A 13,159-nucleotide genomic window follows, 5' to 3' on the forward strand; every position below is an offset into this window, starting at 1 on the left:
TCCTGTGGCGGTTCGGGGCGGCGCCGTGTCGCCGGCGCCATCGTCACCCGAGGCCTTCCCGTCGTGTGGCCGGTATAAACGCAGGTCAACGCGTGGTGGTCAGCGTCTCCCGGCGCCCGACGGCGATCACGGCGGCCAGCACACCCAGCACGATCGGGGTCAGCACGAGCAGACCGCCGTGCAGCACGAAGGCCTGGGTGAGTGCGGCCCCGATCATCAACAGGACCAGGCCGACGGCCGCCGGCCCGGAGAACCGCCTGGTCATCAGGCCGATCCCACCGGCGAGTTCGAGCACGCCGACGACGTAGCGGAGCCACTGGCCCACTCCGATCCCGTCGAAGATCGCGACGGCGAACGGGTCGCCCCAGAACTTCGGCGCGGCCGAGGCGAGCACGAAGAACAGGCCGAGCAGGATCTGCAGCACCCACAGCGTGCGGTGCACGGCGGGGGAGACGGAGGGGCGGGAGACGGACGGGACGGTCATGTCGGAACCTCCGGTGCGAGCGGCCGCCACGGCCTGTCCGCGGCGGTCACCATGTCGACCGGTGGTGCGGGCGGAACTCATCTGTGGGCGGTCGCACCGGTCACGGGGGGACACCCCCGTTACGCAGCGAGACGGATCTGCGAGGGTGAGGTGACGTTCCGGGACGACGGAGGTATGCGCGTGGAGCTGGTCACGGCCGTCCTGCACAGCGGGTGGCTGCTCCCCGCGCTCGTACTGATGATCGCGGTGGACGGCCCGGTCCCGATGCTCCCGAGCGAGACCCTGCTGATGATGGCGACGGCGTCGGCGAGCGTCGTGCGTGACGTGCCGATGCTGCTGGGGCTCTTCCTCACCGCGGTGGCCGGATCGGTGATCGGTGATCTGGCCGTGCACGCCCTCGGCCGCGGCTCGAACCGGCTGCTCCCACGCTCGGCCTACGCCGACCACGGCGTATCGCGGTGGGTCCGGTCGAACTTGTTCCGCAGGCCGGTGACCGCGCTCGCCGCGGCCCGGTTCCTGCCCGGCGGGCGCCTGGTCAGCTGTGCCGCGGCCGGACGGCTCGGGCTCGGGCTGCGGCCGTTCCTGGCCGGTTCCGCCGTGAGCTCCGTGCTGTGGGCGGTGTACATGCTGGTGGTCGGGCTCGTCCTGGGCCCGATGACCGGTGGCAACCCGCTGTTGTGCGTGCTGGCGGGGGCGGTACTGGCGGTCGTGACGACGGCGGTCTTCGCCCTGGTCCGCCGGATCCGTGCGGTGCGGCGGCGGCCGGCCCGGGTCGGTACGCCGGTCCCGGTGCTCGCGGGGAACTGAGGATCATCCCGCCGGGCACCGGGACCACGGCCTCGGCCGCGGTACCCGGTGTCCCGATGGTGCCGGCACCGACAGGGGCTCCCGGTTCTGCAGGTGCCGGTCGCCCGGTTCAACGCGCGAGTGCGCCATCAGTTGTGGTGCGAGTGGCGGTCTTCCCGGATCCGACCGCGGGCGGCACCGTGCCCGCGACGGGCGGGGTGAATCGTTCAGGAAGGGACCGGCGGACAGCATTCGTCACGATCTCCGGTAGCCGGGCGACGACGGACGGAGTGATCCAGGACATACTCCTGGTCATGCGCGAAGAACGCTGGCGGGTCGAGGTCGGCCCCGAGAACGCTGCCTGGCTCTCCACCGAGTGCCGCACCGCACTCCTCGCCCGGGAGTACCGGCCGGTCGACGCCGGCGGTGGTGTCGTCGAGTTCGACCGGCGCGCCCTCGGGGCGATCCGTGAGCTCGGCGAGGAGGAGGACGGCTACATCACCGACGACGCGGAGGGTGTGCGGATCTGGATCGGCGAGGACGCCTACGAGCTGGAACGCGTGGAATGACGAGGGCCCCGGCCGTGCGCGGTGGCACGGCCGGGGCCCTCGTGTTCCTGGTGCCCCGCAGCTCAGGCGAGCTGCCGGTCGGACGGGTCGATCGGCCGGGGGAGCACGGTCCGGCCGGTCAGGTAGGCGTCCACCCCGGCGGCCGCGGCACGGCCCTCGGAGATGGCCCACACGATCAGCGACTGGCCGCGGCCCATGTCACCGGCCACGAACACGCCGTCGGCCGAGGACATGTAGTCGTCGCGCCGGGCGACGTTGCCGCGCTCGTCGAGCTCGACCTCCAGGTCGTTCAGGAGCCTGCCCTTCTCCGGGCCGACGAAGCCCATCGCGAGCAGCACCAGCTGCGCCGGGAGCTCCTGCTCGGTGCCCTCGACCGGCTCGAAGCCGTTGTCACCGCGCTTGACCTCGACGATCCGGATGCCGGCGAGCCTGCCGTCGGCGTCGGCGACGAACTCGGTGGTGTTCACCGAGAACAGCCGCTCGCCGCCCTCCTCGTGCGCCGAGGACACCCGGTAGACCGTCGGGTAGGTCGGCCAGGGCATGTTCGCGGTGCGGTGCTCCGGCGGGGTCGGCATGATCTCCAGCTGGGTCACCGAGCGCGCACCCTGGCGGTGCGAGGTGCCCAGGCAGTCGGCGCCGGTGTCACCGCCGCCGATGATCACGACGTCCTTGCCCTGCGCGGAGACCGGTGGGGCGTCGATGTCGCCCTGCTGCACGTGGTTGGCCCAGGGCAGGAACTCCATCGCCTGGTAGACGCCCTCGGCGTCCCGGCCGGCGGCGGGGATGTCCCGCCACGCCGTCGCGCCGCCCGCGAGGACGACCGCGTCGTAGTCGGCGCGCAGCTGCTCGACGGTGAGGTCGGTGCCGACGTCGACCGAGGCCCGGAAGTGCGTGCCCTCGGCGACCATCTGCTCCAGCCGCCGGTCGAGGCGCGACTTCTCCATCTTGAACTCGGGGATGCCGTAGCGCAGCAGCCCGCCGATGCGGTCGGCCCGTTCGAACACGACGACGTCGTGCCCGACCCGGGTCAGCTGCTGGGCGGCGGCGAGCCCGGCCGGCCCGGAGCCGACGACGGCGACCTTCTTGCCGGTCTTCTGCTCGGGCACCTGCGGCGGCACCCAGCCCTCGTCCCAGGCCCGGTCGATGATCTCGATCTCGACCTGCTTGATGGTGACGGCGTCGTCGTTGATGGCCAGCACGCACGCGGCCTCGCAGGGGGCCGGGCACAGCGTCCCGGTGAACTCCGGGAAGTTGTTCGTGGCGTGCAGCCGCTCGATCGCCTCCCGCCAGTCCTTGCGGTGGACGAGGTCGTTCCACTCCGGGATGAGGTTCCCGAGCGGGCAGCCCTGGTGACAGAACGGGATGCCGCAGCTCATGCAGCGCCCGGCCTGCTTCTCCAGGTGCTGGCGCGGGAAGTCCTCGTAGACCTCGCGCCAGTCCATCAGCCGCAGGTCCACCGGCCGCCGGGTCGGCGTCTGCCGGGGAGTGGTCATGAAGCCCTTGGGGTCACCCATGAGCAGCCTCCATGATCGCCTGGTTGACGTCGCGCCCCTCGCGCTCGGCGTTCTCCGTCGCGAGCAGCACGCGCTTGTAGTCCTTGGGCATGACCTTGCCGAACCGCTCGACCGCACGGTCCCAGTCGGTCAGCAGGGCGTGTGCCACCGCGGAGCCGGTCTCGGCGTGGTGGCGCTCGACGTGGTCGCGGACGATGGCCCGGTCCTCGTCGCCCAGCGGGTCGATGTCGACCATCTCGGGGTTGACCCGGTTCCGGTCCAGGTCGAGCAGGTACGCGATGCCACCGGACATGCCTGCCGCGAAGTTGCGCCCGGTCCGGCCGAGCACGACGACCCGTCCGCCGGTCATGTACTCGCAGCCGTGGTCGCCCACACCCTCGACGACGGCCACCGCGCCCGAGTTGCGCACGCAGAACCGCTCGCCGACGACACCCCGGATGTACATCTCGCCCGAGGTGGCGCCGTAGCCGATGACGTTGCCGGCGATGACGTTGTCCTCGGCGGCGAACGGCGCCGACGGGTCCGGCCGCAGGGTCAGCCGTCCACCGGAGAGCCCCTTGCCGAAGTAGTCGTTGGTGTCACCGACCAGCCGCAGGGTGATGCCCTTGGGCACGAAGGCACCGAAGCTCTGGCCGGCCGCGCCGGTGAGCGTGATGTCGATCGTGTCGTCGGGCAGGCCCTTGCCGCCGTGCGCGCGCGTCAGCTCGGAACCGAGCATGGTGCCCACGGTGCGGTTCACGTTGCGCACCGGCAGGTCCAGGGTGACCCGGTCGCCGCCCCGCAGTGCCCCCTCGGCCAGCTGGATCATGGTGTTGTCCAGCGCCTTGTCCAGGCCGTGGTCCTGCTCCCGGGTGCGCTTGCGCGGGGCGTCGCCGTGCTCGCCCACCTGGAAGATCGGGCGCAGGTCCAGGTGCTTCGACTTCCAGTGCTGCGCGGCGGCGTCGACGTCGAGCACGTCGGCCCGGCCGATCGCCTCGTCGATCGAGCGGAAGCCCAGCTGCGCCAGGTACTCCCGCACCTCCTCGGCGATGAACTTCATGAAGTTGACGACGTACTCGGCCTTGCCGTCGAACTTCTTCCGCAGCACCGGGTTCTGCGTCGCGACACCGACCGGGCAGGTGTCCAGGTGGCAGACCCGCATCATGATGCAGCCGGAGACCACCAGCGGTGCGGTCGCGAAGCCGAACTCCTCGGCACCGAGCAGCGCCGCGATGACGACGTCCCGCCCGGTCTTCAGCTGGCCGTCGGCCTGCACGACGATCCGGTCGCGCAGGTTGTTGGCCATCAGCGTCTGCTGGGTCTCGGCCAGGCCGAGCTCCCAGGGACCGCCCGCGTGCTTGATCGAGGACAGCGGCGAGGCGCCGGTGCCGCCGTCGTGGCCGGAGATGAGCACGACGTCGGAGTGCGCCTTGGACACGCCTGCCGCCACGGTCCCGACACCGACCTGGGACACCAGCTTCACGTGGATGCGGGCCCGCGGGTTGGCGTTCTTCAGGTCGTGGATGAGCTGCTTGATGTCCTCGATCGAGTAGATGTCGTGGTGCGGCGGCGGCGAGATGAGGCCGACGCCCGCCGTCGAGTACCGGGTCGTCGCGATCCACGGGTAGACCTTGCTGCCGGGCAGCTGGCCACCCTCGCCGGGCTTGGCGCCCTGCGCGATCTTGATCTGGATGTCGTCGGCGTTGACCAGGTACTCGGACGTGACGCCGAACCGGCCGGACGCGGCCTGCTTGACCGCGCTGCGGCGGGAGTCGCCGTTCTGGTCGACGGTGAAGCGGTCCGGGTCCTCGCCGCCCTCACCGGTGTTCGACCGCCCGCCGATCCGGTTCATCGCGATCGCCAGGGTCTCGTGCATCTCCTGCGAGATGGAGCCGTAGGAGATCGCACCGGTGGCGAACCGGGTCAGGATGGACTCGACCGACTCGACCTCGTCGATCGGGACCGGTGGCCGCAGACCCTCCTTGAAGGTGAACAGGCCGCGCAGCGTCATCAGCCGCCTGGCCTGGTCGTCGACCGCCTTCGTGTACTCCTTGAAGATCTCGTAGCGCCCGGAGCGCGTCGAGTGCTGCAGCTTGAAGACGGTCTGCGGGTTGAACAGGTGCAGCTCGCCCTCGCGGCGCCACTGGTACTCGCCGCCGACCGCCAGGGCCCGGTGCGACGCGCGGACGTCGTCGGCCGGGAAGGCGCGGCGGTGGTGGGCGAGGACCTCCTCGGCGAGGACGTCGAAGCCCACACCGCCCAGCCGCGAGGTGGTGCCGGTGAAGCAGGAGTCGATGACGTCGGACCCCAGGCCGACGGCCTCGAAGATCTGCGCACCGGTGTAGGAGGCGACGGTCGAGACGCCCATCTTCGACATGGTCTTGCGGACGCCCTTGCCGAGCGCCTTGACCAGGTTCTTCGCCGCGGTGCGGCCGTCGACGCCGGGGACGTCGCCGCGCTCGGCGATGTCCTCGACGGTCGCCATCGCCAGGAACGGGTTCACCGCGGACGCGCCGTAGCCCAGCAGCAGCGCGATGTGGTGGACCTCGCGGGCGTCCGCGGACTCGACGACCAGGCCGACCCGGGTGCGCGAGCGCTCCCGCACCAGGTGGTGGTGCACGGCGCCGGTCAGCAGCAGGGACGGGATCGGGGCGGACCCGGCGTCCACCCCGCGCTGGGACAGCACGATCAGCCGGGCGCCGGCCTCGATCGCGCGGGAGACCTCCTGCCTGATCTCGGCGAGCCGGGAGAGCATGCCCTTGCCGCCGTCGCGGGCCAGGAAGGTCCCGTTCACGACGTGTGAGGTGAAGCCCGGGAGCTCGTTGTCGTCGTTGACGTGGACGATCTTGGCGAGGTCGTCGTTGGTCAACACCGGGAACGGGACGACGATCGTCCGGCAGTGCGCCGGCGTGGCGTCGAGCAGGTTCTGCTCCGGACCGAGCTGGCTGAACAGCGAGGTGACGAGCTCCTCGCGGATCGCGTCCAGCGGCGGGTTGGTGACCTGCGCGAACAGCTGGATGAAGTAGTCGTAGAGCTGCCGCGGACGCTCGGAGATCGCGGCGAGCGGCGCGTCGTTGCCCATCGAGCCGATCGGCTCGGCACCGGTGACGGCCATCGGGCGGAGCAGGAGTTTGAGCTCCTCCTCCGTGTAGCCCATGGCCTGCTGACGCAGGGTCAGCGCATCGTGTGACGGTGCCTCGCGCTTGCGGTCGGGCAGCTCGTCGAGCCGGATCAGCCCGGCGTGCAGCCACTCGGCGTACGGGCGCTCGGCGGCGAGCTCGCCCTTGATCTCCTCGTCGTCGACGATCTTGCCGCGCTCGGTGTCGATGAGGAACATGCGGCCCGGCTCGAGGCGGCCCTTGCGGACCACCTTGTCCGGCTCGACGTCCAGGACCCCGACCTCGGAGGCCAGCACGACCAGGCCGTCCTCGGTGACCCAGTAGCGCGCCGGGCGCAGACCGTTGCGGTCGAGGACCGCACCGATTTGGGTGCCGTCGGTGAACGCCACCAGCGCCGGTCCGTCCCACGGCTCCATCAGCGTGGAGTGGTACTCGTAGAACGCCCGCCGGGCGGGGTCCATCTCGGCGTGGTTCTCCCAGGCCTCCGGGATCATCATCAGCACCGCGTGCGGCAGGCTGCGACCGCTCAGGTGCAGCAGCTCGAGGACCTCGTCGAAGGTGGCCGAGTCCGACGCGTCCGGGGTGACGATCGGGGTCAGCCGCGACAGGTCGCCCGGCAGGTTCGCCGACTCCAGCAGCGCCTCACGGGCGGCCATCCAGTTCCGGTTGCCGCGCAGGGTGTTGATCTCACCGTTGTGCGCGACGTAGCGGAACGGGTGCGCCAGCGGCCACGCGGGGAACGTGTTCGTGGAGAACCGCGAGTGCACGATCGCCAGCGCCGAGGTGACCCGCTCGTCGGTCAGGTCGGGGTAGAACGCGGCGACCTGGGGCTCGGCGAGCATGCCCTTGTAGATGATGGTGCGCGGGCTCAGCGACGCGAAGTAGGCGTCGTGCGCGTGCTCGACCCGCTTGCGCAGGCAGAACGCGCGACGCTCCAGCTCCACGCCGGTGGGAGCGCTGTCGGGGCTCTCCCCGGTCAGCTCGGCACCGCCGACGAACAGCTGCCGGAACGTGGGCATCACCGCGAGCGCGGTCGGGCCCAGGTCGGCGGCGTCCGGGTCGGTCGGGAGCTCGCGCCAGCCCAGGACCGTCAGGTTCTCCTCCGCGGCCAGCCGGCCGATCGCCTCGATCGCCTCGCTGACCTGCTCGGGGTCCTGCGGCAGCATCGCGATGCCGGTGGCGTAGGCACCTGACGGAGGCAGCCAGAAGTCGGTGACCTCGCGGTAGAAGTCATCGGGAACCTGGATCAGGATCCCCGCACCGTCGCCGGTGTTGTGCTCGGCACCACGGGCACCACGGTGTTCCAACCGCAGCAGGGCCTCGATGGCCTTCTGCACGATGGCGTGGTCCCGCTTGCCGGTGACGTCGGCCAACATGGCCACACCGCAGGCGTCGTGCTCGTGATCGGCGGCGTACAGACCACCGGGCGAGGGGCGACGCGTCTGGTCACTGATCGCGGCCAACTGCTCCTCCTGTCGTCTCGGTGCACCTCTGCCACCCGTATCGGACGACCCGGGACCCGGCAGCGCGCTGCGGTCCGAAAAGGGTTCTCAGAGTACAGCGACCGTCGGGTCGAGGGTGTTCGAAAGGGCCGTTCAGGTGCACCGTGCCGCCGGGGTGGGGGGCTGTCGGAGACCTCCTCCGGGCACGACTCGCGGCCGGGCGCTGACATCCGATACCCGGCCAAGCCCTGCGGCACGGTTCGACCGCACACCCCGGCGAGTGCGGTCTGGCGAGAGCACAGAGTGGCACGCCGAAACCCGCGCGCGCTACAGATGATCGGGAGCGGATCGCGTGACGTGGATCGCTGGCCATCCAAGCAGGACGACGTTGCCTCCCCGTGTCCGCACGGTGAGCGACACGTGATCAGCGACCCGGGAGAGGCCTCTCTTCTGGCGATGTCGCGGCACGTGGTCGATTCGTTACGCGGACGCCGGGACGCGCCCGTGCCGGCCCGGGGAGACTGCCTCCGATGGACCTGCCCGAGTCGTTCCCAGCCCTGCCGTCCGTACCCGATCGGGGGGCGGTGGCGGCGGTGCTCGCCGACGTCGCCCGGATCGGGCCGTGGTTCGCCGTCGGTGTCCTGCCGCCGGACCCCGCAGGCCCGTGGCGGCGGTGGGACGAGCTGTACGCCCCGCCCGGCACCGGGACCGATCCGCTCTCGGCCCGGATCGACCAGGTCGCCGCGTCGCTGCGCACCGGGCGGCGGGTGGCGGCGTCGATCGCGGTCCAGGGGATGGCCGCCCGGCTGGTGTCGATGCCGTTCGCGGCGGTGGCGCTGCACGGCGTGCTGCCCCGGCTCGGAGATCTGTACCGCGACCCGTCCGCCGGCGACCCCTGGGCGCCCGCGCTGCCGACGACGCGGGACACCGCGGTGACACCGGACGCGTCGGTGGCACCGCACGCGTCGGTGGTGCCGGCGGGGCCCGCGGGCGTCCGGGCCCCGGACCCGCTGACCGACCCCGACGGCGCCGCGGACCTGCTGGCCCGCGAGCTGGCCACCACCCACCTCGAACCGCTGTACGCCGCCGTCGCCGCGCGGGTGTCGGTGTCCGAACGGGTGCTGCGGGGCAACGTCGTCTCCGCGATCGGGGGCGCGGCCCGGGTGATGGAGGCGATGCGGCGGGCCGACCGGCCTGCCTTCCTCGCCCTGCTCGGTGCGCTGATCGGGCACCCGGCCCTGCGCGGACCGCTCCCGGACGGGGCGACCGGGCACCTGCTCCGCCTCGACGAGACCGACCCGGACACCGAGTGGTCGTTCCGCCGCCGCAGCTGCTGCCTCTACGTGCGGATCCCCGACGGCGGCACCTGCGGCGACTGCGTCCTGACCTGAGCGTCCCGCCCCCGGCCCGGGTCAGCGGGGGAGGTCGATGTGGGCGATCGTGACCCGCACGCGGGCGGTCAGGCCGGTCACCGCGGCGATCTCCTCCGCCACCTCCCGCTGGACCCGCGCGGCGAGGTCCGCGCACGGTGTCCCGAGGCGGATCCCGACGGACACCCGGACGTCGGCCTCCCGGCCGTGGACGCCGGCGACGACCCCGCGGGTGCGCAGCTCGTCGGGCACCGGGTCGTGGGGCAGCCATTCCCCGGCCAGCCCGAGCAACGTCTGCTGCAGACCCCCCAGCAGCGTGACGACGCCCGGCACCGCGCGGGCCCGGCGCGCGGCCACCCGTGCGACGGCGAGGTCCGAGACGTGGAAGCGGACGGTAGTCATACCGGGTCCTCCCACACGTCCTCCACCAGGATGTCGACGCCGTCGACCGGCACTCCGAGCGTCCGCTCGCCGGCCGAAATGATCATCTGCCGGACCCGGGCGGTCACCGAGGCGAGGTCGACGCCGAACCGGGCGGTGACCGTCATCCGGACCCAGACCGGTTCGACGTCCGCGTCCGGGGCGGGATCGCCGGGTGGCCCGCCGGTCTGCTCGATCCGGCAGCGCCGGGCCCGCAGGCCGCCCATCGAGTCGACGACGTGTCGCAGCGCCGCCTCCGCGGCCGGCCGGCCCAGCCAGGCGTCGGGCCCGATCCGCAGCAGCTCGTGCGGTCCCAGGTCGGCGACCACCGCACCCACCACCTGCTCCAGTACCGACGGCGGCGGCCGCAGCGGCTCGGCCGCCATCCGGGCGACCAGCCCGCCGAGCCGGTCGCGGTCGGCCAGGGCCGCGGCGCAGTGCCGGCAGGACCGTTCGTGTTCGTCGAGGGCGCCCAGCTCGGCGTGCTCCCACACGTCGGCAGCGTCCCGGCCGCAGGCCAGCGGCCGCACCCGTTCTACCGCCATGCCCGCATCCTCTCAGCGAGTGCCGCCCGTGCCCGGTGGATCCTCCCGCGTACGGCGGTCTCGCCGACGCCGGTGATCTCGGAGATGTCGGCGTAGCCCAGCCCCTCGAGCTCCCGCAGCACCCAGCACGTGCGCTGCTCGTGCGGCAGCTCGCGCAACGCCCGGGAGAGTGCGGCCAGCTCGGCATCGACCTCGGCGGCCCGTGCCGGGGACCCGCGGTCGGTGGCCAGGGCGTCCTCGTCCGGGAGCGGCACCGTCGGCCGGTTCCTCCGCATCAGGGCGGTGCAGCGGTGGGTCACGATCCGGTACATCCAGGTCGAGAAGGCGGCGTCGCCGCGGAACGTGCCGATCTTCCGCCACGCGTCGAGCAGTGCCTCCTGCAGGGCGTCCTCGGCGTCCGCACGCTGGCCGAGCACCCGGACGGCGACCCGGTAGAGCGCGTTCTGGTGCCGTCGGGCGAGCTCCTCGAAGGCGTGCACGTCGCCGTCCTGGGCGCGGGCCACGAGGGTCGCCTCGTCCAGCGCGGCAGGGGACACCGACGGTGCCGGGTGCGCCACGCCCGCGGTGGGAAGCGCACCGTGCGGCCCGCCCTGGGGCGTCCGGTCGGGGACCTGCACGTCCGTCCGTCTCCGTCGTTGGTCTGTTGGCTCCGTGTCCGGAGGACCGGTCCGCCGGTGGGAACCGGTGGAGGGGTACCCGGGAGTCGTCGTCGACGGTAGTGACGGCTACTCGCCGCCGCCTGTCGGACACGCAGAGGAAGCAGGTGAGTCCCCGTCGTACCCATTACGGTGGCCGCGTGAACGAGGCGACCGGTCCGGGACCGGAGGACGTGGCGGCGGCCGTGCTGGAGCACCCGGCGGTGCTGCGGCTCCACGGCGGCCCGTTCGGCTCCATCGCCTCCTACCTGCCGGGGCGGCGGGTGTGGGGGGTGCGCCTGGGCGACCCGGTCGAGATCGCCGTCGTCGTCTCGCTGGGCACGCCCTTCGGCGAGATCGCCGACGGGATCGCCGCCCGGGTCCGTGCCGTGCTCGCCGACGACGCCGTCGCCGTGGAGGTCACGGTGGCCGACGTGGGCGGTGTCGACGCCGCGCCCGGCCGGGCCGTTGCGCCGTGACGCACGCCCGGCCCGACACGCCGTGAGCGGGCTCGCCTAGACTCGCGCGGGCCCCCGCCGTCGCAACGGCACGTCCGCGTGCCCGTGGGCCGGAAGGGGACGCCCGGTGCGATTCCGGGGTCGCCGCCGGATCCGTCCGGCCGGGGGCCGGAGAACAACCCGGGCCGCTCGCTGCGGCCCGTTTGCACACAAGCCCGCACCGGCAAGGAGTTCCACCGTGAAGAGCACCGTCGAGCACCTCAGCCCGACGCGCGTCCGGATCAACGTCGAGGTGCCGTTCGACGAGCTCAAGCCCGACTTCGACCGCGCGTACAAGAAGATCGCTCAGCAGGTCCGGATCCCCGGTTTCCGTCCGGGCAAGGCACCGGCCCGCATTCTCGAGGCCCGTATCGGCCGGGCCCCGGTTCTCGACGAGGTCGTCAACAACGCGATCCCGACCAAGTACCAGGAGGCGATCGTGACGTCCGAGGACGTCAAGCCGATCGGCCGCCCGGACATCGAGGTCACCGAGATCGCCGACGGTGAGCGCATCACGTTCACCGCCGAGGTCGACATCCGCCCGGAGTTCGAGCTGCCGGAGCTCGAGGGGCTGACCGTCGAGGTCGACGAGACCGAGGTGGACGAGGAGCAGGTCACCGAGCAGCTGGACCAGCTCCGTGCCCGCTTCGGCACGCTGACCGGCGTCGAGCGTCCGGCGCAGACCGGCGACTTCGTCCAGATCGACCTCTCAGCCTCGGTCGACGGCAAGACCATCGAGGAGGCCACCACCACCGGCTTCTCCTACGAGGTCGGCCAGGGCGGTCTGATCGACGGCATCGACGAGGCCCTCGAGGGCATGTCGGCCGAGGAGGAGAAGACCTTCACCTCGAAGCTGGTGGCCGGCGAGTACGCCGACCGCGACGCGGAGATCACCGTCAAGGTGACGGCGGTCAAGGAGCGGCACCTCCCCGACGCCGACGACGAGTTCGCCCAGCTGGCCTCGGAGTTCGACACGCTCGAGGAGCTGCAGGAGAACCTGCGCGAGCGCCTCGGCCAGTCCAAGCGCATGGAGCAGGCCACGCAGGCCCGCGACCGGCTGCTCGACAAGATCGTCGAGGGCACCGAGGTCCCGCTGCCGGAGAGCGTCGTGCAGGGCGAGATCGACAACCGGCTGCACGACGCGGTGCACGCCTTCGACCACGACGAGGAGCGCTTCGCCGAGTTCCTCGCCTCGCAGGACAAGACCCGTGAGCAGTTCGACGCGGAGTCCCGCGAGGAGGCCGAGACGGCCGTCCGGTACCGCCTGGTGCTCGACGCCCTGGCCGACCGTGAGGAGATCTCGGTCAACGACCAGGAGCTCACCGAGCGGATCCTCTACCAGGCCCAGCAGTACGGCATGGCGCCCGAGCAGTTCGTCCAGCAGATCCAGCAGGCCGGCCAGATCCCGGCGATCTACCAGGACGTCCGCCGGTCCAAGGCGCTGATCGACGCCGTGCGTGCCGTGTCGGTCACCCTCCCGAACGGTGACCCCGTCGACCTGTCCGACCTCCTGGGCTCGGACGACGACGAGGACGAGGACGCCTCGGTCGTCGAGGGCACCGTCGAGTCCGTTGAGGACAGTGCGGAGCCGGCAGGCGACGACACGCCGGACACCGCCGGTGAGAAGGCCGACGTCAAGTCCTGACCTGGTTGTTCGCCCGGGTGCGGCGTGCCCGGCGCAGTGCGCGCTGCGCTCTGGGCGAACATCGGGCGTCGTTCCCTACGCGGGCCGGTCGGTCCGCGTAGGGTCGGCCCCGAACCGGTCCGACGAGGGCCGTGAACGGGTTCGCAAGACCCGA

11 protein-coding genes are annotated in these 13,159 nt (G+C 72.1%); 5 read left to right on the forward strand and 6 right to left on the reverse strand.

The annotated features are described in order from the left end of the window. Positions 1-85: 85 nt before the first annotated feature. Complete coding sequence (locus JOF36_RS11410) at positions 86-484, reverse strand: DoxX family protein (protein ID WP_210026678.1); 399 nt, start codon at positions 482-484, stop codon at positions 86-88. A 180-nt stretch (positions 485-664) separates the two neighbouring features. Between JOF36_RS11410 and JOF36_RS11415 the strand changes: the two genes are divergently transcribed. Continuing rightward, positions 665-1,291 (forward strand): DedA family protein, encoded by a 627-nt coding sequence (locus tag JOF36_RS11415; protein ID WP_210026679.1) that lies wholly within the window; start codon positions 665-667, stop codon positions 1,289-1,291. A gap of 293 nt (positions 1,292-1,584) precedes the next feature. Then, positions 1,585-1,839, forward strand: a complete 255-nt coding sequence (locus tag JOF36_RS11420; protein WP_210026680.1) for a hypothetical protein — start codon at positions 1,585-1,587, stop codon at positions 1,837-1,839. Between the two features lie 62 nt (positions 1,840-1,901). Here JOF36_RS11420 and JOF36_RS11425 read toward each other — a convergent pair whose 3' ends face one another. Further along, positions 1,902-3,353, reverse strand: coding sequence for a glutamate synthase subunit beta (locus JOF36_RS11425; RefSeq protein WP_210026681.1), 1,452 nt, complete (start codon positions 3,351-3,353; stop codon positions 1,902-1,904). Next, positions 3,346-7,914: a glutamate synthase large subunit gene (gltB, locus tag JOF36_RS11430; RefSeq protein ID WP_210026682.1), complete on the reverse strand. Its 4,569-nt coding sequence runs from the start codon at positions 7,912-7,914 to the stop codon at positions 3,346-3,348. Before gltB ends, JOF36_RS11425 begins: the two co-directional genes overlap by 8 nt. A 509-nt stretch (positions 7,915-8,423) precedes the next feature. Here gltB and JOF36_RS11435 point away from each other — a divergent pair. Next, positions 8,424-9,284 carry a (2Fe-2S)-binding protein gene (locus JOF36_RS11435; protein ID WP_210026683.1) on the forward strand — a complete coding sequence of 287 codons (861 nt, stop codon included), beginning with the start codon at positions 8,424-8,426 and terminating at the stop codon, positions 9,282-9,284. Between the two features lie 21 nt (positions 9,285-9,305). Here the strand turns inward: JOF36_RS11435 and JOF36_RS11440 are convergent, their stop codons facing one another. Genes JOF36_RS11440 through JOF36_RS11450 form a run of 3 tightly spaced genes read right to left on the reverse strand, consistent with a single transcriptional unit; the run spans position 9,306 to position 10,845 of the window. Beyond that, complete coding sequence (locus tag JOF36_RS11440; protein WP_210026685.1) at positions 9,306-9,665, reverse strand: Asp23/Gls24 family envelope stress response protein; 360 nt, start codon at positions 9,663-9,665, stop codon at positions 9,306-9,308. Beyond that, positions 9,662-10,228 carry an Asp23/Gls24 family envelope stress response protein gene (locus JOF36_RS11445; RefSeq protein ID WP_210026687.1) on the reverse strand — a complete coding sequence of 189 codons (567 nt, stop codon included), beginning with the start codon at positions 10,226-10,228 and terminating at the stop codon, positions 9,662-9,664. The genes JOF36_RS11440 and JOF36_RS11445 overlap by 4 nt, the downstream gene beginning before the upstream one ends. Further along, entirely contained in the window at positions 10,219-10,845 is a 627-nt protein-coding gene (locus tag JOF36_RS11450; RefSeq protein ID WP_307862327.1) for an RNA polymerase sigma factor, read from the reverse strand. The genes JOF36_RS11445 and JOF36_RS11450 overlap by 10 nt, the downstream gene beginning before the upstream one ends. A gap of 179 nt (positions 10,846-11,024) precedes the next feature. On the opposite strand from JOF36_RS11450, the gene JOF36_RS11455 reads away from it, so the two are divergent. Then, on the forward strand, positions 11,025-11,342 hold the full coding sequence (locus JOF36_RS11455) for a hypothetical protein (protein WP_210026688.1): 318 nt from the start codon (positions 11,025-11,027) through the stop codon (positions 11,340-11,342). Between the two features lie 217 nt (positions 11,343-11,559). Further along, positions 11,560-13,005, forward strand: coding sequence for a trigger factor (gene tig, locus JOF36_RS11460; protein ID WP_210026691.1), 1,446 nt, complete (start codon positions 11,560-11,562; stop codon positions 13,003-13,005). Positions 13,006-13,159: the final 154 nt, after the last annotated feature.

It is taken from the genome of Pseudonocardia parietis, assembly GCF_017876315.1.
In the GTDB taxonomy this organism is placed as follows: Bacteria; Actinomycetota; Actinomycetes; order Mycobacteriales; family Pseudonocardiaceae; genus Pseudonocardia; species Pseudonocardia parietis.

What these genes read in the sequence shown, in the direction of transcription:
- JOF36_RS11410 (WP_210026678.1), bottom strand. Translation starts at nt 484, where the DNA reads ATGACCGTCCCGTCCGTCTCCCGCCCCTCCGTCTCCCCCGCCGTGCAC.
- JOF36_RS11420 (WP_210026680.1), top strand. Translation starts at nt 1,585, where the DNA reads ATGCGCGAAGAACGCTGGCGGGTCGAGGTCGGCCCCGAGAACGCTGCC.
- JOF36_RS11425 (WP_210026681.1), bottom strand. Translation starts at nt 3,353, where the DNA reads ATGGGTGACCCCAAGGGCTTCATGACCACTCCCCGGCAGACGCCGACC.
- JOF36_RS11435 (WP_210026683.1), top strand. Translation starts at nt 8,424, where the DNA reads ATGGACCTGCCCGAGTCGTTCCCAGCCCTGCCGTCCGTACCCGATCGG.
- JOF36_RS11440 (WP_210026685.1), bottom strand. Translation starts at nt 9,665, where the DNA reads ATGACTACCGTCCGCTTCCACGTCTCGGACCTCGCCGTCGCACGGGTG.
- JOF36_RS11445 (WP_210026687.1), bottom strand. Translation starts at nt 10,228, where the DNA reads ATGGCGGTAGAACGGGTGCGGCCGCTGGCCTGCGGCCGGGACGCTGCC.